This window comes from Nonomuraea sp. NPDC050680 (assembly GCF_040654555.1).
Classification (GTDB): Bacteria; Actinomycetota; Actinomycetes; order Streptosporangiales; family Streptosporangiaceae; genus Nonomuraea.
The window spans coordinates 975,543-995,184 of record NZ_JBFAIF010000002.1; the positions used below are offsets into that span (position 1 = coordinate 975,543).

At 68.9% G+C, this 19,642-nt stretch carries 15 protein-coding genes; 9 read left to right on the forward strand and 6 right to left on the reverse strand.

The features are described 5' to 3' along the window. Window positions 1-249: 249 nt before the first annotated feature. Complete coding sequence (locus AB0H88_RS10875; protein WP_357643086.1) at window positions 250-1,803, forward strand: MFS transporter; 1,554 nt, start codon at window positions 250-252, stop codon at window positions 1,801-1,803. Here the strand turns inward: AB0H88_RS10875 and AB0H88_RS10880 are convergent. Then, the gene (locus AB0H88_RS10880; protein ID WP_357643087.1) at window positions 1,785-4,538 is read right to left on the reverse strand and encodes an AAA family ATPase; all 2,754 of its coding nucleotides are present in this window, start codon (window positions 4,536-4,538) and stop codon (window positions 1,785-1,787) included. The two genes, AB0H88_RS10875 and AB0H88_RS10880, sit on opposite strands and share 19 nt — an antisense overlap. A 468-nt stretch (window positions 4,539-5,006) precedes the next feature. Between AB0H88_RS10880 and AB0H88_RS10885 the strand changes: the two genes are divergently transcribed. Next, entirely contained in the window at window positions 5,007-5,783 is a 777-nt protein-coding gene (locus tag AB0H88_RS10885; protein ID WP_357643088.1) for an alpha/beta fold hydrolase, read from the forward strand. Between the two features lie 118 nt (window positions 5,784-5,901). Here the strand turns inward: AB0H88_RS10885 and AB0H88_RS10890 are convergent, their stop codons facing one another. The 4 genes from AB0H88_RS10890 to AB0H88_RS10905 all read right to left on the reverse strand — a co-directional run bounded on the left by AB0H88_RS10890 (window position 5,902) and on the right by AB0H88_RS10905 (window position 10,701). Then, window positions 5,902-6,762 carry a 3-hydroxybutyryl-CoA dehydrogenase gene (locus AB0H88_RS10890; protein WP_357643089.1) on the reverse strand — a complete coding sequence of 287 codons (861 nt, stop codon included), beginning with the start codon at window positions 6,760-6,762 and terminating at the stop codon, window positions 5,902-5,904. A gap of 98 nt (window positions 6,763-6,860) precedes the next feature. After that, the gene (locus AB0H88_RS10895; protein ID WP_357643090.1) at window positions 6,861-7,859 is read right to left on the reverse strand and encodes a ketoacyl-ACP synthase III; all 999 of its coding nucleotides are present in this window, start codon (window positions 7,857-7,859) and stop codon (window positions 6,861-6,863) included. 31 nt (window positions 7,860-7,890) lie between these two features. Continuing rightward, window positions 7,891-9,249 (reverse strand): crotonyl-CoA carboxylase/reductase, encoded by a 1,359-nt coding sequence (gene ccrA / locus AB0H88_RS10900; RefSeq protein WP_357643091.1) that lies wholly within the window; start codon window positions 9,247-9,249, stop codon window positions 7,891-7,893. A 30-nt stretch (window positions 9,250-9,279) separates the two neighbouring features. Continuing rightward, on the reverse strand, window positions 9,280-10,701 hold the full coding sequence (locus AB0H88_RS10905; RefSeq protein WP_357643092.1) for a carboxyl transferase domain-containing protein: 1,422 nt from the start codon (window positions 10,699-10,701) through the stop codon (window positions 9,280-9,282). A 473-nt stretch (window positions 10,702-11,174) separates the two neighbouring features. Here AB0H88_RS10905 and rfbC point away from each other — a divergent pair, with 473 nt between their 5' ends. The 4 genes from rfbC to AB0H88_RS10925 are packed head-to-tail and all read left to right on the forward strand — an operon-like array spanning window position 11,175 to window position 14,768. After that, window positions 11,175-11,792 carry a dTDP-4-dehydrorhamnose 3,5-epimerase gene (rfbC, locus tag AB0H88_RS10910; protein ID WP_357643093.1) on the forward strand — a complete coding sequence of 206 codons (618 nt, stop codon included), beginning with the start codon at window positions 11,175-11,177 and terminating at the stop codon, window positions 11,790-11,792. 6 nt (window positions 11,793-11,798) lie between these two features. Beyond that, window positions 11,799-12,914 carry a DegT/DnrJ/EryC1/StrS family aminotransferase gene (locus tag AB0H88_RS10915; protein WP_357643094.1) on the forward strand — a complete coding sequence of 372 codons (1,116 nt, stop codon included), beginning with the start codon at window positions 11,799-11,801 and terminating at the stop codon, window positions 12,912-12,914. Further along, window positions 12,911-13,822 (forward strand): proline iminopeptidase-family hydrolase, encoded by a 912-nt coding sequence (locus AB0H88_RS10920; protein WP_357643095.1) that lies wholly within the window; start codon window positions 12,911-12,913, stop codon window positions 13,820-13,822. The genes AB0H88_RS10915 and AB0H88_RS10920 overlap by 4 nt, the downstream gene beginning before the upstream one ends. Next, window positions 13,815-14,768: an ACP S-malonyltransferase gene (locus AB0H88_RS10925; protein ID WP_357643096.1), complete on the forward strand. Its 954-nt coding sequence runs from the start codon at window positions 13,815-13,817 to the stop codon at window positions 14,766-14,768. Before AB0H88_RS10920 ends, AB0H88_RS10925 begins: the two co-directional genes overlap by 8 nt. 65 nt (window positions 14,769-14,833) lie before the next feature. Here AB0H88_RS10925 and AB0H88_RS10930 read toward each other — a convergent pair whose 3' ends face one another. Next, complete coding sequence (locus AB0H88_RS10930) at window positions 14,834-15,076, reverse strand: phosphopantetheine-binding protein (RefSeq protein ID WP_357643097.1); 243 nt, start codon at window positions 15,074-15,076, stop codon at window positions 14,834-14,836. A gap of 108 nt (window positions 15,077-15,184) precedes the next feature. On the opposite strand from AB0H88_RS10930, the gene AB0H88_RS10935 reads away from it, so the two are divergent. From AB0H88_RS10935 to AB0H88_RS10945, 3 genes are all read left to right on the forward strand, one after another. Then, window positions 15,185-16,747, forward strand: a complete 1,563-nt coding sequence (locus AB0H88_RS10935) for an AMP-binding protein (RefSeq protein WP_357643098.1) — start codon at window positions 15,185-15,187, stop codon at window positions 16,745-16,747. Between the two features lie 104 nt (window positions 16,748-16,851). Beyond that, window positions 16,852-18,417: an AMP-binding protein gene (locus AB0H88_RS10940; RefSeq protein WP_357643099.1), complete on the forward strand. Its 1,566-nt coding sequence runs from the start codon at window positions 16,852-16,854 to the stop codon at window positions 18,415-18,417. After that, complete coding sequence (locus tag AB0H88_RS10945; RefSeq protein WP_357643100.1) at window positions 18,414-19,631, forward strand: type III PLP-dependent enzyme; 1,218 nt, start codon at window positions 18,414-18,416, stop codon at window positions 19,629-19,631. Before AB0H88_RS10940 ends, AB0H88_RS10945 begins: the two co-directional genes overlap by 4 nt. Window positions 19,632-19,642 lie beyond the last annotated feature (11 nt).

Sequence of the window (19,642 nt, forward strand, 5' to 3'; positions counted from 1 at the left end):
GGTGAGCATCTGGCCTCACAGATTTTGTCACGCGCATATTGATATGTAGTGAAATTATATCACACGAAGTCGTGATGAAACTGATCAACAAGTGTGATGAAATGCCTCCGACCGCCACCAAAATTGCGTGATATATACCCGCTGGTGTCGCTTTGTCGGAATTTATTCCTCGACAAAGATCTTGAAGCCGGTCGAAGGCAGGTCTGAGTACGTCGTATGCACGCGTACACGCTATCCGAGGAGTGTGGGATGGAAACGGCTTCGACGACCGCTGGACGACGGGAGTGGGTGGGACTGGCCGTTCTGGTCCTCCCCGTCCTGCTGATCTCCATCACCGTCACGGTCCTCTACTTCGCGCTGCCCTTCCTCAGCGCGGATCTCAAGCCGAGCGGGTCCGAACTGCTCTGGATCGTCGACATCTACGCTTTCTGGCTGGCGGGGCTGCTGCTCGTCATGGGCACGCTCGGCGACAGGATCGGCCGCCGGCGCCTGCTGCTCCTCGGCGCCGCCGTCTTCGGCATCACCTCCGCCGCGGCCGCCTACGCTCCCAGCGCCGAGATGCTCATCGTCCTGCGCGCCCTGCAAGGGGCGGCGGCCGCCACGCTCATGCCGTCCACCCTGGCGTTGATCCGCAACATGTTCCACCAGTCGCGGCAGCGCCGGCTGGCCATAGCGATCTGGGCGGCCGGGTTCTCCGGAGGGAGTGTGCTCGGCCCGATCGTGGGCGGGTGGATGCTGGAGAGATTCTGGTGGGGCTCGGTGTTCCTGATCAACGTGCCGATCATGGTCCTGCTGCTGGTGCTCGGTCCCATCCTGCTGCCGGAGTATCGCGATCCGCGGGCGGGCCGGCTCGACGTGTTGAGTACCGCGCTGTCGCTGGTGGCCGTGCTCCCGATCGTCTACGGGGTCAAGGACATCGCCGAGCAGGGTCTGACCCCGACGGCCGCGCTGGCCATGGCCGTGGGCCTGGCCGCCGGCGCCTCGTTCATCTGGCGGCAGCGCGCGCTGGCCGACCCGATGCTCGACCTGCGCCTGTTCGCGGAGCGGGCATTCGGCGTCTCGCTGATCACGAGCACGCTCGCGATCTTCGCCCTCATGGGACTGTTCTACTTCATCGCCCAGTACCTGCAGCTGGTGCTGGGGCTGCGCCCGTTCGTCGCGGGGATACTGACGCTGCCCGCCGCGGGGATGGCCCTCGTCGGGTCGATGCTGGCCGTGGTGGTGGTGCGCTGGATCCGTCCCGGATTCGTCATCGGCGGCGGCATGTTCGTCGCCGGTCTGGGGTTCGCGGTGCTCTCGCAACTCGAAGGCGAGCCGGGCGTGCGGACACTCGTGATCGGACTGGGCCTGCTGGGCGTGGGCCTCGGTGCCGTACAGGCGGTGGCCTCGGACCTGGTGATCGCGGTGGCGCCGCCGGAGCGGGCCGGCTCGGCGTCGGCGGTGCTGGAGGCCGGCACCGAGCTCGGCGCCGCGCTCGGCGTCGCTGTCCTGGGCAGTCTGGGGCTCCTGATCTACCGCTCGACGTTCGAGGTGCCCGCCGACCTGCCCGGTGAGGCCGCCCAGACGACGCGTGAAACGCTCGGCGGGGCGGTCGAGGTGGCGGCCCAGCTGTCGGGCCCCGCGCAGGGGGCCCTTCTCCAGGCGGCGCGTACGGCCTTCACCGAGGGCATGCGGGTGGCCGCGCTGTCGGGCACCGCCGTCCTGGTGGCCACGGCGATCCTGGCCACCATCCAGCTCCGGCGGGTGTCCATCGAGGAGAAGAGCCCCGATCAGGCGATGCGGGATCAGCGGAGTTCGACATAGGAGAACTGCGAGGGCAGGTCTCTTCTGCCACGCACGTTGAGCTTGCGGTAGATCCGGGTCAGATGCTGCTCGACGGTGCTGATCGTGATGTAGATCTTCCGGGAGATCTCCCGGTTGGTGTAGCCCAGCGCGGCGAGGGAGGCGACCCGCTGCTCGGCGTCGCTCAGCAGGCCCATGCTCTCCGGGGTCTCCGCCTCCTGCTCGGCCGGATCGTCCTGCCGTACGGCCCAGCGCAGCGGCTCGGCCTGGCACTCGTCGGCCACCCTGTCGGCCCAGTATCCGATCATCCTGGCCTTGTGGAGTTCGCCGATCTCGTTGAAGGCATGGGTCAGATCGACGAGCGCGTACGCCATCTCCAGGCGGTCCCCCGCGTCCTGGAGCATGTCCACGGCCTCCCTGAGCAGGGCCGGTCGCTTCTTGAGGTCGCCGATGGCGGCCAGCAGTCGCAGCGTGGCCCCTCTCGCCCTGAGTGAGTCGCCGCCGGGCAGATCATAGGGCTCCTGGAGGAAGCCTCTCGCCTGGTTCGGCTGGCCCATCTGCAGGTGCGCGGCGGCCGCGCCCTGCCGCCAGGGCACCAGCACGGGAGTGTCGAGGTTCCAGGCCCGCATCAGCCTCCCGCAGCTCAAGAAGTCGCTGAGCGCCGCGTGCGAAAGGCCCGTCGCCAGGTGGAAATGGGCCCGTGCCTGGAGATAGTGCAGCCCGAACCGGGTCTGATAGATCGCCGTGGGTACGGGATGCCGCAGAAGGCGCGCCGCGACGTCGAACTTCCCCATTTCGGTGTTGACCCGAATCAAGGCGGCCAGCGGCAGGGCGATATGAATCCCCAGGCTCCGGCGCGGTAGTACGTCCAACGCTATCGAGGCATATTTAACGGCAATGGCTAGATCTCCGTGGCGAATGGCGATGTGCGCCCGGACGCCGGCCAGCACGGCGCGCCAGGTGGGGGAGCGCCGTTGGACGGCTTCTTCGAACAAGACATCACAGAGTGGTGCCGCCCGATCCGCCTGATCGGAGTAGAGCAATGTGAAAAGTGAGGATTCTACGGCTTCAAGGTTCGAGTCGTCCAGTGTGGTGGACTGGAGGACGCGTTCCGCGGTATCGATCTTTTGCTCATTCTCCTGCGTTCGCAGGAAGCGTGACAATAGGGCGGCCCCCTGAAGGGGAGATACGCCGGGGGCTCCCGGCTTGGGGGTGCCGGAAGGGGCGTCCGCGACCTCGGGGAGAAGCGAGGGAAAGGCGGTGGACAACCACTGATGAGTGACTTCCAGCCGCATCCGCGTGTCTTTCTCGCCCGATTCGGCGGCCACGGCGTTCAGCCGCCGAAGCACCTCCCCGGCTTCTTCAAGTCGTCCGTGCCATAGGAAGAACCTCAGCAGCATGCGAAGGTCGTCGAACCCGAGTCCGCCCTGTCGCGCGATCGACATCAGGTGGTCGAGATGCTGGGTGGTGCCCGCGGGGTTGATCAGCCACTCCGCCCGCGCGAGCGAGGCCCGCAGGGACGCGCGGCGCGCGTCGTCGTGACAGAAGGCGATCGCCAGTTTCAGGCACTGGATCGCGAACTCGTGCTCGTCGTTGAGCAGCGTCTGGTCGGCGGCTTCCCGCAGCTCCACTGTCGCCCATGGCTCCGGGCAGTCGGAGGCGTGGATGAGGTGCTCGGCGACCGCGGTGCTCGCCGCCCCCTCCGCGTGGAGCAGCCGGGCGGCGCGCCGGTGCATCTCCTTGCGCTCTTCGGCGTCGAGGTCGTCGAGCACGGCGGAGCGGGTCTCAGGATGGCAGAAGTGCTGTCCATCGGTGATTCCGACGGCGGCGAGATGGTTGAGGGTCTGTTGCACGGTCGCCGGCGGAAGTTCGATTAATTCGGCAAGGAGGTTCGGAAAGGCGAGGTCGCCGAGCACGGCAAGACCGCGAGCGGTGCGCAGCGAGGTCGGGTCGGTGCGATGGAGAAGGGCGCGCACCGACCTGGAGAAGGCATCGCCGATGACCAGCGAATGAGATTCGCCGGACTCGTGTAAATAGTCCTCCACCAACGCCTCGACTAGTAGGGGGTTGCCGCCGCCGGCCGCATGGAAATCAGGACCGAGTTTTTCCGCCGTATCCTGGTCCATGGATTTGCAGAGCATCTTCGTGACGCCTTCCTGGGAAAGCGTGCCCAATCTCATGTGCTGGCAGTGCGGATGGCGCATGAGGTCCACTTCGATGAGCGGATCCATGCCCTGCGGATTCTCGGTCGCGGTCACGACGACGAATACGTTCGCATTGTTGAGTCGCTGTACGAAATTGAGCAGGAGTTGCCACGACAATGCATCGGAATATTCGACGTCGTCGACGGTGATGAGCACCGGCGCACTCGTGGAGAGTTCCAGGACTATCGACCACAGTCCCTGGATGGTGTGCAGCCAGTCGGGATTGTGCGCCGAGGTTTCGATGGATTTCGCGCTGAAGGCGGCCTCCTCGATCAGCCGGGCCGCCTCCGAGGCGTGCTCGATCGGCAGCGCCGCGCTGTGAAAGCTCTGGCTGGCCATCCCGAGCGGCAGGTTGCGATCGGCTCGTGAGCAGGTCGCGCTCAACCAGGTGACGCCGCCCGCGGCGGCGCGCTGGCTGAAGGTGTAGGCGAGTTCGGTCTTGCCGACTCCGGTGGGTCCGGTGATCACCATGACCCGTCCCTTGCCTTGTAGGCAATCGGTGAGCAGGTTGTCCAGATCCGTGATTTCGTGGTCACGCTCGATGAGGGTCATCGTGATTCCCGTTCGTCCCCTAACGCGGTATGAGGGATCGTGCTCCAGCCCGATCCTTGCACAGACCCTTGAGAAACATTCTCCTACGGCCGCCACGGCACTTGTCAATACATTTGGACAACCCTGGGGAGTGGCGGTAGATTTCATCACATTGCGTCTCGGCTATTTCATCATTTCGTCACGGTGGCCTGCGGTTTCGGGCTGGGACGCCGAGGTCGCCTACCCGATGTGGACTATCGAAACCCCTCAATGGCCCTTACTCGGCGGATGAATCTAGGGGTGTCCTTGTGCGCACGGCAAGGCTGAATGAGTTATTCTCCTGTTCACCGCAAAGAGGGTCGGCCGAATGTGGGCGGCTACCGAGAGATTTCACCGCGCGGTGCAGTGCGAGGTGAAGTTCCGTAGATAAAGTCACCTGCTTTTCTTGATTTGCGCCGGCCCGAAAAACAAGCCGAGAAAGGGATTGCTGTGAGTGACGCGGTAAACACCGGTGAAGCCTGGATCCGGCGTTACCACCCATCGCCCGAGGCGTCGTCCGTGCTCGTCTGCCTGCCGCACGCCGGCGGCTCGGCCAGCTTCTATCTCCCGGTCTCTCGGATGACGCCGGCCTCGATGGAGGTCCTGGCGGTCCAGTTCCCCGGCAGGCAGGACCGGCGCGGTGAGCCGTGCGTCGAGAGCATCGGGGAGCTGGCCGATCGCGTCGTGGAGATGCTGCGGCCGTGGACCGGTATGCCCGTGGGGCTGTTCGGGCACAGCATGGGCGCGACCGTCGCCTTCGAGGTGGCCCGCAGGCTCGAACGGGAGGGTACGTATCCGCTGGCGCTGTTCGCGTCAGGGCGGCCGGCACCGTCGGCGCTGCGCCCCGGCTTCGCCGGGCGGCGCTCGGACGAATGGCTCCTGGCCGAGCTGCGCGGTCTCGGCGGCACCGACGCGCAGGTGCTCGGCGACGACGAGTTCGTGCGGGCGATCTTGCCGGCGCTCAGAGGCGACTACCGGGCGGTGGACACCTATCGCTACCTGCCCGGGCCGAGGCTGTCCTGTCCTGTCTTCGCTCTCAGAGGCGAGGACGATCCCAAGGTCGACCACGATGAGGCCCGGGCATGGGGCGACCACACCACGGCCGGATTCGAGCTGCGAACGTTCCCCGGTGATCACTTCTATCTCGGGGAGCACGCGGCGGAGGTCATCGCCCTCATCGTCGACCGGATGAACGGCGCCCTGAACGCGGCCCGAGCGACGCGCTGAACGGCGCCCTGAACGCGGCCGGAGCGACGCGCTGAACGCGGCCCACGGCCCGGGCGGGATGCTGAACGAGGCCCGCGCGGGCCGCTGCGGGCCCATAAGCCCTACGTGCGAGAAGAGTCTACGAATAGTGGTGGAAGCCGCGACCGGACTTCCTGCCCAGCAGACCGCCCTCCACCATGCGCAACAGGACCGGCGGCGGTGAGTAGCTCGGCTCCTTGAACTCGGTGTACAGCGCGTCCGCGATGGAGGCCACCGTGTCGAGCCCGATCAGGTCGGCCAGGCTCAGCGGGCCCATCGGATGGGAGCACCCCAGCACCATGCCCCGGTCGACGACCTCCGCGGTGGCGAACCCGGACTCCACCATCCTCATGGCCGCCAGGAGATAGGGGATCAGCAGGGCGTTCACCACGAATCCCGCACGATCCGCTGAGTGGATCACCTGCTTGCCGAGCGTTCCGGTGACGAACGCCTCGGCCCGCGCCTTGGTCTGATCCGTCGTGAGGAGCGACCCGGTCAGCTCCACCAGCGCCAGTACGGGAACGGGGTTGAAGAAGTGCACGCCGATGACCTGGCCGGGCCGGCCGGTCGCGCGCGCGAGCCTGATGATCGGAATGGACGACGTGTTCGACGCCAGGATGGCGTCCGGAGATTCCACGATCTTGTCCAGCGCGCCGAACAGGTCGAGCTTGGTCGACTCCGTCTCGGGGACGGCCTCGAAGACGATCTGCCGATCGCCGAGATCGTTGAGATCCGCGGTGAAGACGACGCGGCCGACCGCCGCGTCCCGTTCCTCCTCGGTGATCGTCCCCTTGCGCAGGCCGCGGTCGAGTGACCTGACCAGGCGCCGCCGCCCGTGGGCCACGGACGCCTCCGTGGAGACCGCCACCCGCACGTCGAGGCCCGCGCGGGCGCACACGTCGGCGAGGCCGGAGCCCATCACCCCGCATCCCACGATGCCGATCCTGTCGAACTGGGTCATCTCGCCTCCCGTGCTGCTCTGGCCGTCATGTTCTGGTCGTCCAGCTCTGGTCGTCAAAGCTCTGGTCGTCAAAGCTCTGGTCCTTAAAGCTCTGGTCCTCAAGCTCTGGTCGTCCAGCGGAGCAGGCAGGCCCCCACCGACATCCCGCCGCCGAAGCCGGCGAGCAAGACGAGATCGTCCTGTTTGAGGATTCCTGACCGATTCGCCTCATCGAGCGCGACGGCCACGGAGGCGCTGCCCAAGTTGCCGTACCTCTCGAGTGTGCGCGGGGTGTGCGAGCCGGTGAGGCCGCAGCGCTCGACCAGCTCCGTCAGCAGGCGGCCGTTCGCTTGATGAGGGACGAACGTGTCGATCTCGTCCAGCCCGAACCCGGCGCGGTCCACCAGGCTCTTCATCGCGGGCGGCACGTGCTCCAGCACGAACTCCGTCACTCCGCGACCGTCCATCCTGAAGTAGTGCTCGCCGTCCGCGACGGTCTGGGGGGAAGCCGGATGCCGGCTGCCGCCCGCCTTGATGCCGATGAGCCGATGGTCGGCACCGTGGCTGGACAGCTCGAAGTCGATGAACCCCGAGGGCTCGGGCACCGCGCCGACGATGGCGACGCCGGACCCGTCGCCGAACAGCACGGAGGTGCGGCGGTCGGTGAAGTCGAGCTGCCTGCTGTACAGGTCGGCGCCGATGACCAGGGCGTAGGTGTCCGGGCGGCGCGCGATGAGACTGTCGGCGATGGCGAGCCCGTACACGAACCCGCTGCAGACGATGTTGATGTCGAAACAGGCGGCGGACCGCGCGCCCAGCGCGTCCTGCACGAGGTAGGACGTCGGAGGCTGGGGGAAGTCGCCGGTGGAGGTCGCCACGATGATGTAGCCGATGCGGGCCACGTCGATGTCGGCGCGCCGCAACGCGTCCAGGCTGGCCTGTACGGCGAGGTCCGAGGTCGCCTCGTGCGCCGCGGCGCGACGGCGGAACCCGATCTGCGTCTTGCGTAGGATCCACTCCGCGTCGACGCCCGCCCGCTCCGCCAGATCCTCATTGGCGATCTCCTCCCCGGGGAGGTACGAACCGGTCGCCAGGATCCCCGTAGTGTGTCCGGCCACTGTCAGCTCCGCTTTCTCCTGGAAGCCACGCCTACGCCAGCGCCGCGGGGGCGGCGTCCGCCAGGCCGCGTAGCGGATTGAGCCGCTGCTCGCCGATCTCGGCGCGCCGCGCGGGGTCGGTGACGCCCAGTCCGGACTCGGGCGCCATGCACAGCACGCCGACCTTGCCGATGTGGCCGTTGGTCTGCACCAGCCGGGTGGCCTCCGCGACCTCGTCCAGCGGATAGACCGTCGACAGGGTCGGCATCACCATCCCGAGGTCGAACAGCCGCACGCACTCCCGCACCTCCTGCAGGTTCGCCGCATGGCTGCCGATGATGCGCTTGAGGTGCATCCAGAGATACCGGTTGTCGTAGTGGTGCTGGAATCCGGTGCTGGAGCCGCAGGTGACGACCGCGCCGCCCCGGCGCACCACGAACACCGAGGTGGCGAACGTCGCCCTGCCCACGTAGTCCATGACGATGTGCGGATCCTCGCCGACCGCCGCGCGGATGGCCGCTCCCAGGCGCTTGCCCAGCGCGATCGCCTGTTCGGGCGTGCTGTCGATGTCGTCGGTCATCCCGATCTCGTTGCGGTTGATGATGACGTCGCAGCCGAGGCTGCGCAGGATCTCGGCCTTCGAGTCCGAGCCGACGACTCCCACTGGGATGCCGCCGCCGTTCTTCACCATCTGCACGGCGTACGCGCCGAGGCCGCCGGCCGCGCCCCAGATGAGGACGATGTCGCCCTGTTTCATCCGGGCGCCCCGGGGGCTGACCAGCATGCGGTAGACCGTGCCCGCGCACAGCGTGACGCAGGCTGCCTCTTCCCAGGTCAGGTGCGCCGGCTTGGGCGCCAGCTGACTGGCCCGCGCCAGGGTGTAGTGCGCCAGCCCGCCGAAGTTGGTCTCGAATCCCCAGACCCGCTGCTCGGCGCCGAGCATGCCGTCGTCGTGCGTCGCCGCTTCCTGGTCATCGGCCTGGATCGGACTGATCACGACGTGGTCGCCGACCTGCCAGCGTCGCACGCCCGCGCCGACCGCGACGATGACCCCGGCTCCGTCGGAACCCAGCACGTGGTACGGCTGGTCGTGCCGCGCCGCGAACGAGCCCGTCCTGCCGAAGCGCTTGAGGAAGCCGAAGGTCGGCAGCGGCTCGAAGGTGGCCGACCAGACGGTGTTGTAGTTGATCGAGCTGGCCATCACTGCCACCACGACCTCGTCCGGCGCGAGCTCCGGCATGGGCACCAGGCCGACGCGCAGCGATTTGCGCACGTCCTTGTCCTCCATGCCGGCGAACATCTCGGTGTCCTCGACCCGGAGGTAAGAAGCCGGATACTCCTTCGGCAACGCGATCTTCGCCAGGTCGCCGGGCGCGGCTCCGCCCAGCAGGGCCTCGGCCATGGGATCCATGTCACTCCTCTTGATGTGGTGGTCAGCCGGTCACAGCGGGATGTTGCCGTGACGTCCTCGTGTCGCCGAGGCCGCCGCGAGCGCCATGGCGAGCTTGGGCCGGGTCTGCGCGGGGTCGATCACTTCGTCGACGACGCCCAGCGCCACGGCGCGGGCGACACCTCCCGCGACGAGGGTGTGCTCGGCGATGAGCCGCTGCCGCAGCTCCGCGCGCTCGTCGTCGTCGTGCGCGGCGGCTAGGCGCTTGCGGTGCAGGATGCCCACCGCGGCCTCCGCGCTCATCACCGCGATCTTCGCCTCCGGCCAGGCGAACACCGCGGACGCGCCGAGCGAGCGGGAGTTCATGGCGATGTAGGCCCCGCCGTACGACTGGCGCGTGACCAGCGTGACGCGGGGGACCGCCGCCTCGGCGAAGGCGTGCAGCAGCTTGGCGCCCCGCCGGATCACGCCACCCCATTCCTGGGTGACGCCGGGCAGGTAACCGGGAACGTCGACGAGCACGATCAGCGGAATGCCGAACGCGTTGCACATGCGGACGAACCGCGAGGCCTTCTCGGCGCTCAGCGAGTCGAGGCAGCCGCCCATGCGCAGCGGATTGTTGGCGATCATGCCGACGCTGCCACCGGTCAGGCGGCCGAGGCCGACGACGACGTTAGGGGCCCAGCGCGGCTGGAGCTCCATGAAGGGGGTGTCCTCGTCGAGGATCTCGCGTACCAGCGGGCGCACGTCGTAGGCCCGCCGCGCCCGCTCCGGCAGCAGTGAGCGCAGGTCCTTGCCGGCCGTGGCGAGGCGGGGTTCGATGCGGGCGCGATGGGCCAGCAGCAGGGTCACCTGGCGCGTGGCCTCGTACGCGTCGCTCTCGGAGTCGACCACGATGTGCGCCACGCCCGACTTGCGGCTGTGCGTCTCGGCCCCGCCCAGTGACTCCATGTCGATCTGCTCACCGGTGACGGACCGCACGACGTCGGGGCCGGTCACGAACATCCGGCCGGCCCTGGACATGATCACCATGTCGGTGAGCGCGGGACCGTAGGCGGCGGCTCCCGCCGCCGGGCCCAGGATGACGGAGATCTGCGGCACGCGCCCGGAGGCGCGGGTCATCGCGGCGAACATCCGCCCGACACCGTCCATCGACTCCACGCCGTCCGCCAGCCGGGCGCCGCCGGAGTGCCACAGGCCGATCACCGGGCAGCCTTCGAGCAGCGCCGCGTCGATGGCCGACACGATCTTGTCGCAGCCCGCGGCGCCGAGCGCGCCGCCCATGTTGGCCGGGTCGGTGCAGAAGGTGATCACCTTGTGGCCCGCGATGCGGCCACTGGCCGCGGACACGCCGCTGGCGTCCGGGTCGTGCAGGGGCACCACCGAGTCGGCGTCGAGCAGCCGGGCCAGCCGTACGGCCGGCGCGCGCTGATCGAGCGGGAAGTGTTCCTGCGTGATCGGTGTGGCGGTCAACGCCGTCTCCCGTTCTCATGCAGGGTTGAATTTATTGTTTCCCGCATGTTTCCTACCTCCAGCGCCAACGCTGAGGACTTTTCCGATGGATTCCAGCAGACTGCTGAAAATAGGCTTATCTACGCGCTAACTCCACACAACCCTTACCAGTCCCCCTAAGCGCCCTGTAGCGTTGCTGAGCGAGGGTGAACGGCGTCGTCTCGGGGCTGTTCCGCAGCGCGGCCGCGCGGGCGAAGCCGCCACCGACGCGATCACGTCCGCACGTCAGGCCCGGTATCCATGCGCATCCGGGTCGTCCGGCCGACGACGCCGGCCCTGCGGAGCGGGAACGTTCCGAAAAATAATGGCTTTATCGCATATTGCGCCCATAGTTGTCGCTAGGGGGGCCGGTAGGGGTTGTTTCGCGCGTCTCCAGCGGCCAATCATGGTGCCGTCATTTCGACGTACGGCCAGATTTCCTATGTCTGAAAGGCATGCGCATGGAGATAGCCGAGCTTGGCGTGGAGAAAGCCTTCCTGATCACTCCGGACGTCCACTCCGATCATCGGGGAGTTTTCCTCGAAGTGTTCAGCCAGCCGGTGTTCGAACGGGCGGTGGGCCATCGGCTGTCGGTCGCGCAGCTCAACTGCTCGCTGTCCCGGCGCGGGACCATCCGCGGCATGCATGCCATCGCGCTGCCGGGCCAGGCCCGCTATGTCAGCTGTGCGCAGGGCGGCATCGTCGACATCGTGCTCGACATCCGCGTCGGCTCGCCCACCTACGGTGAACACGTCGCGGTCGAACTGACCGCCGAGAACCGGCACGCCCTGTACTTGGCGGAAGGGCTGGCGCACGGGTTCGCGCCGCTGACCGACGAGGCCACTGTCGTGTACATGTGCTCGAGCACGTGGTCGCCGGGCTCGGAGGTCATCATCAACTCGCTCGACCCGGAGCTCGGCCTGCCCTGGCCCACCGAGCCCGCGCCCGTGCGCTCCGACAAGGACGCGGCGGCGCCTTCCCTGCGCGAGGCCCAGGAACTCGGACTGTTGCCCACCCTCGCCGAGTGCCGGGCGTTGTACGCCGAACTCGACGATCTCACGCTGACGAGGTGACGGCTCATGATCCCACTGTTCCGGGTGGCGATGTCTCCCGAGGCGCCGGCCATGGCCGCCCAGGTCATCGGCAGCGGCAGCATCGGCCAGGGAGCCAAGGTCCAGGAGTTCGAGCGGGCGCTCGCCGGGCGGATCGGCCGGGACGAGGTGGTCACGGTCAACAGCGCCACGGCGGGCCTGCACCTCGCCCTGCACATGGTCGCCCGCGAGGATGACGACGACGGCGGCGAGGTACTGTCCACGCCGTTGACCATGGAGGCCACCAACTGGGCGATCATGGCCAACCGGCTGCGCGTCAAGTGGGTGGACATCGACCCGGCCACCCTCAACGTCGATCTGGACGACCTGGCCCGCAAGATCTCGCCGAAGACACGGGCGATCATGATCGTGCACTTCGGCGGCTACCCCCTCGACCTCGACCGTCTCAGCGCGATCCTCGACCTGGCCGAGGCCAGATTCGGGTTCCGCCCGCCGGTGATCGAGGACTGCGCGCACGCGTGGGGCGCGACCTACCGCGGCGCGCCCGTCGGCAGCCACGGCAACCTGTGCGTGTTCAGCTTCCAGGCCATCAAACACCTGACCTGCGGCGACGGGGGCGCTCTCGTCCTGCCGAGCGAGGAGTTGCGCCGGCGCGCCGAGCGGCTGCGCTGGTTCGGCATCGACCGTACGGCCGACCGGCTGCGCAACCCGCCGGACGTCACGGAGTGGGGCTTCAAGTTCCACATGAACGACATCAACGCCTCGATCGGCCTGGCCAATCTGGCGTGGGCGGAGGAGGTGGTGGCCCGGCACCGTGCCAACGCCGCCTTCTACGACCGGGAGCTGGCCGGCGTCCCCGGCGTCGAGCTGACCGAACGGGCCGCCGACCGCCAGTCCTCCTTCTGGATCTATCCGATGAAGGTGGAGGACCGCGAGGGCTTCATGAAGCGCATGGACGAGGCCGGGATCATGGTCAGCAACGTGCACGAGCGCAACGACCTGCACACGGTCATGCGCCCGTACGCGTCGCTGCTGCCCGGCCTCGACCACGTGGCCCCGCGCGTCGTGTGCGTGCCCGTCGGCTGGTGGGTCACCGAGGAGCAGCGCGCGCACATCGCGGACACCGTCAGGCGGGGCTGGTGAGCGCGCCCGCCGCCGTCCATACGAAGGGCACGGTGCCGTTCGGCGAGCACCGGACCTGGTACCGGATCACCGGCGAGCCGGGCGGCGCGGGCCGTCCGGCCGTCGTCGTCCTGCACGGCGGCCCCGGCAGCACGCACGACTATCTGGTCGGCCTGGCCGTCCTCGCCCAGCACGGCTGGCCCGTCGTGCACTACGACCAGCTCGGCAACGGCGGCTCCACCCATCTGCCCGACAAGGGGGCCGAGTTCTGGACGCCGCGGCTGTTCCTCGACGAGCTGGACAACCTGCTGCGCCGGCTCGACCTGCGTGACGACTACGTGCTGGTCGGCCAGTCGTGGGGCGGCATGCTGGCCGCCCTGCACGCCTCGGCGCGACCGGACGGCCTGCGCGGCCTGGTGATCGCCGACGCCCCCGCCTCCTACCGGCTCTGGCTGAGTGAGATGCGGGTACTGCGTGACCGGCTGCCCGACGGCGTCGACGAGACGCTGCGCCGGCACGAGGCCGCGGGCACGACCGACTCCCAGGAGTACTTCGACGCGATGATGGTCTTCTACAACCGGCACGTCTGCACCCTGGACCCCTGGCCGCGCGAGTTCGTCGCCACGTTCATGGAGATCTACAACGACCCGACGGTCTACTACGCGATGAACGGCCCCAGCGAGTTCCACGTGATCGGCTCGCTGCGTGACTGGGGCGTGGAGGACCGCGTCGCGGACATCCAGGTGCCCACGCTGCTCATCTCCGGGCGGCACGACGAGGCCACGCCCGCCACCGTGCGACCGTACTTCGACCTCATCCCCGACGTGCGATGGGAGGTCTTCGAGGAGTCCAGCCACACGCCGCACCTGGAGGAGCCCGAACGGTTCACCCAGGTGCTGATCGACTTCCTGAAGGGCCTGGGTGAGTGAAGTGGACATGCGCACCGCGATCGTCTTCCCCGGGATGGGACCCACCCGGTTCACCGACGTCGAGGCGTTCATGCTCGGCGACCCCGTCGCGCGGCGGCTGGTCGCGCGCGCCGACGAGGTGCTCGGCTACTCGCTGGCCGATCGTTTCCGCGACTCCGAGGACGACTACTCGGAGGCGGCCCAGGTGGCGTTCCTGGTGAACAGCCTGGCCCTGGCCGAGTGGGCCGAGCGGACGCTGGACATCGCCCCGCACGTGTGCGCGGGCCCGAGCTTCGGCGGCAAGGCGGCCGCCGCCTACTCGGGCGCGCTGTCGTTCCCCGACGCCGTGCGCATGACCGCGGAGCTGGCCCGCTGTACGGCGGACTACTTCACGCACGAGCACCGTGACCTGGTCACCTGCTCCTTCGTCCGCGTTCCGGAGGAGAAGCTGCGCGAGCTGCTGGCCGAACTGCGCGAGCTGGGGGAATGGCACGACGTCTCCTGCTACATCGACCACGACTTCTACATGGTCACGGTGCGGGAGCGGCAGGCGGCGCGGCTGGAAGGCAGGATCCGGGCGCTCGGCGGGCTGCCGCTGTACAGGATGCGGCCGCCCATGCACGCGGGCGTGCTGCAGCCGCTGCGCAAGAGGGCCGAGGAGGAGGTGTTCGGCGCTCTGCGCTTCACCGACCCGCGGCTGCCGGTCGTCGACGATCACGACGGGAGCCTGCTGACCGGCGCGGCGGGCGTGCGGGCCATGGTGCTCGACGGCTTCGTCCGGCCGCTGCGCTGGCCCGAGGTGGTGGCCACGATGCGGCGGCTCAACGTCACGAAGGTCGTCGTCAGCGGTCAGGACGCCATGTTCGGCCGGGTGCCGATCACCACGCGCAGCTTCACCGTGGTCCCGGTGAACCCGAGGATGGCGGTGCTGCCGCGACCCTCGGTCCCCTCGGTCCCCTCGGCCTGACGAGGCCCCGTGGACCTCGTCAGGCGCCGGTCGATCAGGCGGGCGGCCGGTCGGGCGGCGGTCGGTCAGGTCGCGGGAATCCCCGACAGGACTTTCCAGAGTGTGCCCGGAGTCGCGAACGTCTCCTTCGTCAGCGCCTCGTCCCTGAATCGCACGCCGTACGTCTCCTCGAGCGCGGCCAGCAGCTCGACGATGCCGAGCGAATCGAGGCCGAGGCCGGGGAGATCCGCATTTTCGGGGAGCTTGTCATCAGGCGGCAGAAATGGCAGAAGCGGCCGCAGCAGTTCTTCGAAACGGGCATCCCACATGACAGCTGATTTCCTTTCTCCTTATCGCGAATCTCGGGTTATCGCGAAAGAGCCCACGGCGCCGACGCTATCCGGCGGCAAGGCGAATGTCCATCATGGGTGGTTCAGATGAGCGCAGATTATTCACGACCCCTCTACGCGCATTTTCTGCGCGGTCTGGGCATGGCGCCCGAGCGGCCGGCCTTCCGGGCCGGGCCGGACACGGCGAGTTACGCCGAGCTCCACCGGTCGGCTCTGCGCTGGGCCGGCGCGCTGCTGCGGGCCTCGCCCCGCCCGCTCGGCGCCGTAGGGGTTCTGGCGGACAAGGGGGGCACGGCCTACGCCGGCCTCCTCGCCGGCCTCTACGCGGGCGCGGCGGTGGTGCCGCTCCAGCCCGACTTCCCGGCCGCCAGGACGCGCCAGATGATCGAGGCCGCCGGGGTGTCGGCGCTGATCGTCGACGACCGCGGCCAGAAGCGGGCGGCGGAGCTCCGTGCCCAGGGAGTGGACGTACTAGTCCTCACCCCCGACGCGCTCGGCGGCGGGCGGGCGCTGGCCGCGCCGCGGCCGGTCGACCCCGCCGACACCGCGTACGTGCTGTTCACCTCGGGGTCGACGGGCCGTCCCAAGGGGGTGCCCATCACCCACGGGAACACGGCGCACTACTTCCAACTGCTGGCCGGACGCTACGACTTCACCCCTGACGACGTGTTCTCGCAGACCTTCGACCTGACCTTCGACTGCGCGATGTTCGACCTGTTCTGCGCCTGGGCCGCCGGCGGGACCGCGGTGGCCGTGCCGCCGCACGCGTACGGCGACCTGCCCCGCTACCTGGCCGAGCAGGGGATCACCGTGTGGTTCTCCACCCCCAGCGCGATCTCCCTGGTGCGCAGGACGGGCGGGCTCGGCGCGGGGGCGATGCCCACCCTGCGCTGGAGCTTCTTCGCCGGCGAGGCGCTGAAGTGCGCGGACGCGACCGACTGGCAGCGGGCCGCGAGCGCGTCCATCCTGGAGAACCTCTACGGCCCCACCGAGCTGACGATCACGATCACCGGTCACCGCTGGTCGGGGGAGACCTCGCCCGGCCGCTGCGTCAACGGCCTGTCCCCGATCGGCGCGGTGCATCCCGGCCACGGCCACCTCCTGGTGGACGAGGACGGCCGGACCGTCCACGACGAGGGGGAGCTGTGGATCACCGGGCCGCAGCTGACGCCGGGGTATCTCGATCCGGCCGACGACAAGGGCCGATTCGTCGAGAGGGACGGCCGCACCTGGTACAACACCGGCGACCGCGTCCGGGTCGCGGACAATGGCGAACTCGTCTACCTCGGCAGAGCCGACGCCCAGGTGCAGGTGCACGGCTGGCGGGTCGAGCTGGCCGAGATCGATCACGCCGTACGCGGCGTCGCCGGAGTGGCGGACGCGGTCACCGTGAGTGCCGAACACCATGGCACCGCCGTGCCCGTCGTGTTCTACACCGGCATTCGGCTGCCGCCCACCGATTTCACCACCCGGCTTGTCGAGACGCTGCCGGCCGGTCTCATTCCGCGGCACTATCGCTATCTCGACGAGCTGCCGCTGAATCCCAACAGAAAAGTCGACAGAGCGGGTCTGCGGGAGCTGGCCGCGGGTCTGGTGGGTAAACGTGAGCGGGTCGCGGAAGAGGGGAGGGGCGCTTTAGGGGGTCGGTAGGGGTCTATTGGAAATCAGGGTTCGGGATAAATTTTCAGTGATTTGCTTTTTCATTGATCGACATTCCTGGAAATTCCTTTTCCCACACGGGCGGGAGGACGATAATGGACGGGACGCGGTTTCTTCGATCGGGCCTCATCCACGATCTGCTCGACGAGGCCATGGACGCGAGACCCGAGGGCGACGCGGTCCGCGACGCGCACGGTGCGTGGAGTTATCAGCGGGTCGGCGAGCTCAGCCACGCCGTCGCCCGCCGGCTGGCGGCCAGTGGCGTGGGCCCGGGGGATCGGGTCATCGTTCAGCTGCCCAACCGGCGGGAAACGGTGCCCATCGTCTACGGCATCTCGCGGCTCGGCGCCGTCTTCGTGCCGCTGCACCCCGAGATGAAGGCCTTCCATCTCCGCTCCGTCCTGCAGGACGCGGAGCCCACGCTGGTCATCGGGGGCGGCGAGGCCATGCGCGACGTCGCCACTGTTCTGGTGCGCGACCTCGACGACTTCTGGCCCGAGGTCGAGGAGCTGGTGGGGCAGTCGACGCATGAGCCGGTCGCGCATGAGCCGGTCGCGCATGAGCCGGCCGCGCATGAGCCGGCCCCGCGTGAGCCGGTCAAGGTTCTGCCCTCGGACGTCGCCATCCTGATCTACACCTCGGGCAGCACCGCCGCGCCCAAGGGGGTGATCTGCCCGCACGCGCAGGTCACCTTCGCCGCCTCGGCGATCAACGCGGTGCTCGGGTACGAGCCGGACGACGTGGTCTTCTGCCGGCTTCCCATGTCCTTCGACTACGGCCTCTACCAGATCTTCCTCGCCGCGCTCGGCGGCGCCGAGCTGGTCCTGGCCGAGGAGGGATCCGACCTGACCCTGCTGGGCCAGATCAGCGACGCCGGCGCGACCGTCGTGCCCGTCGTCCCCTCTCTGGGCGGCATGATCGCGACCCTGGCCCGGCGGGCGACCGGTTCGGTGTCGAAGGTGCGGATGTTCACCAACACCGGGGCCGCGCTGCCGGAGGCGACCATCCGAAGCCTGCGCGCCTGCGCTCCCGGCGCTCGGGTGGTGCGCATGTACGGCATCACCGAGTGCAAGCGCGTCACGATCATGGAGCCGGAGCTCGACCGGGACCGGCCCGGCGCGGTCGGCCGTCCGCTGCCCGGCACCCGGGTGGAGATCCTCGACAGCGCGGGCCGGCCGCTGCCGGCCGGGGAGACCGGGGAGATCGTGGTCGCCGGTCCCAACGTGATGGCCGGCTACTGGCGCGACCCCGAGCTCACCGCGCGCGCCTACCGCCGCGACCCGGTCACCGGCGAGGTCCGCCTGCACACCGGCGACTACGGCCGGCTCGACCAGGACGGCTACCTGTACTTCGAAGGCCGCAGAGACGACATGTTCAAACGCCGGGGCACCCGGATGAGCACGACCGAGATCGAGGCGGCCGCCATGGACGTCCCCGGTGTCCGCGCGGCCGTGGTGCTGCCCCCGGCCGACGGCCGTGACCTCGTGGTCTTCGTCGAGGCCGATCTGACGCCCAGCAGCGTGCTGAACGCGCTGAAACTGCGGCTCGAACCCGCCAAGGTGCCGGCGGCCTGTCATGTCCTGCCCCGCTTCCCGCTGACGCTCAACGGCAAGAACGAGCGCAAACAGCTGGCCCTGCTGCTCGACGGAGGTCACGCGTGAACTGGTACGCCGAGCTCGCCGCCCGCTACGGCTCCCCGCTGTACGTCTACGACCTGGAGCGCGTCGCCGCCGCGCAGAAGGACCTGCGCCAGGCGCTGCCCGGCGGGTTCTCGCTGTTCTACTCCTTCAAGGCCAACCCGCACCCGGAGATCGCGCGAGCACTGCGCGACGGCGGCGCGCTCGCCGAGATCAGCTCGACCGGCGAGCTGAACGCGGCGTTCGCCGCGGGCTTCGACGGCTCCGAGGTGCTCCTCACCGGACCGGGCAAGACCACCGAGGAACTGGAGGTCGCCGTCGACGGCGGCGTCCGCCTGTTCTCCGTCGAGTCGCCCACCGACCTGTGGCACGTCGGGCAGGTCGCGGCCCGGCGTGGCGTGATCGCGGACTGCCTGCTGCGCGTCAACAGCGCCGAGCCCGGCGCCGCCACCAGCATCCGGATGACCGGCGCGCCCTCCCAGTTCGGCTTCGACGAGGAGATGATCCCCGCCCTGATGCCGGAGCTCCGGGCGGTGCCCGGCACCCGGCTGGCCGGGGCGCACCTGTTCTCGCTGAGCAACTCCAAGGACGAGGAGAGTCTCGTCGCCGAGTTCGGCCACACCATCTCGGTGGCCGCGCGCCTGCAGCGGGAGACGGGCCTGCCGATCCGCCTGCTGGACATCGGCGGCGGATTCGCCGCGCCGTACCTCACCGGGGGAGAGCGGCCCGTGTACGGCGGCCTGCGCGCCGGGCTGGAGACGGTGCTCGACGCGGAGTTCTCCGGCTGGCGGGCGGGCACGCCCGAGATCGCCTGCGAGTCCGGCCGTTACCTGGCCGGCGACTGCGGCACGCTGGTCTGCACCGTGGTCAACATCAAGGAGAGCCGCGGCCGCAGATTCGTCATCCTGGACGCCGGCATCAACACCCTCGGCGGTATGTCCGGCTTGGGGAGGCTCCTGCCGGTCTCGGTGGGGCTCAACGGCGCCACCCCCGACGGCGAACGGTCGCCCGCGACCCTGGTCGGCCCGCTCTGCACCCCCGGCGACATCCTCGCCAGGAACGTCTCGCTGCCCCCGCTGGCCCCCGGCGACGTCGTGACCATCCCCAACGCGGGCGCCTACGGCATGACCGCGAGCCTCGTGATGTTCCTGGGCCACCCCGCGCCCATCGAGGTCGTCACGCACGGTCACCAGGTGGTGTCCGTCTCGCGGATCGAATTCCACCGCAAATACGAATGACACCCCCTGGA

Coding starts and splice junctions, on each gene's coding strand:
- AB0H88_RS10935 (WP_357643098.1), top strand. CDS start 15,185: ATGAGCGCAGATTATTCACGACCCCTCTACGCGCATTTTCTGCGCGGT.
- AB0H88_RS10890 (WP_357643089.1), bottom strand. CDS start 6,762: ATGACCCAGTTCGACAGGATCGGCATCGTGGGATGCGGGGTGATGGGC.
- rfbC (WP_357643093.1), top strand. CDS start 11,175: ATGCGCATGGAGATAGCCGAGCTTGGCGTGGAGAAAGCCTTCCTGATC.
- AB0H88_RS10880 (WP_357643087.1), bottom strand. CDS start 4,538: ATGACCCTCATCGAGCGTGACCACGAAATCACGGATCTGGACAACCTG.
- AB0H88_RS10940 (WP_357643099.1), top strand. CDS start 16,852: ATGGACGGGACGCGGTTTCTTCGATCGGGCCTCATCCACGATCTGCTC.
- AB0H88_RS10875 (WP_357643086.1), top strand. CDS start 250: ATGGAAACGGCTTCGACGACCGCTGGACGACGGGAGTGGGTGGGACTG.
- ccrA (WP_357643091.1), bottom strand. CDS start 9,249: ATGGATCCCATGGCCGAGGCCCTGCTGGGCGGAGCCGCGCCCGGCGAC.
- AB0H88_RS10930 (WP_357643097.1), bottom strand. CDS start 15,076: ATGTGGGATGCCCGTTTCGAAGAACTGCTGCGGCCGCTTCTGCCATTT.
- AB0H88_RS10915 (WP_357643094.1), top strand. CDS start 11,799: ATGATCCCACTGTTCCGGGTGGCGATGTCTCCCGAGGCGCCGGCCATG.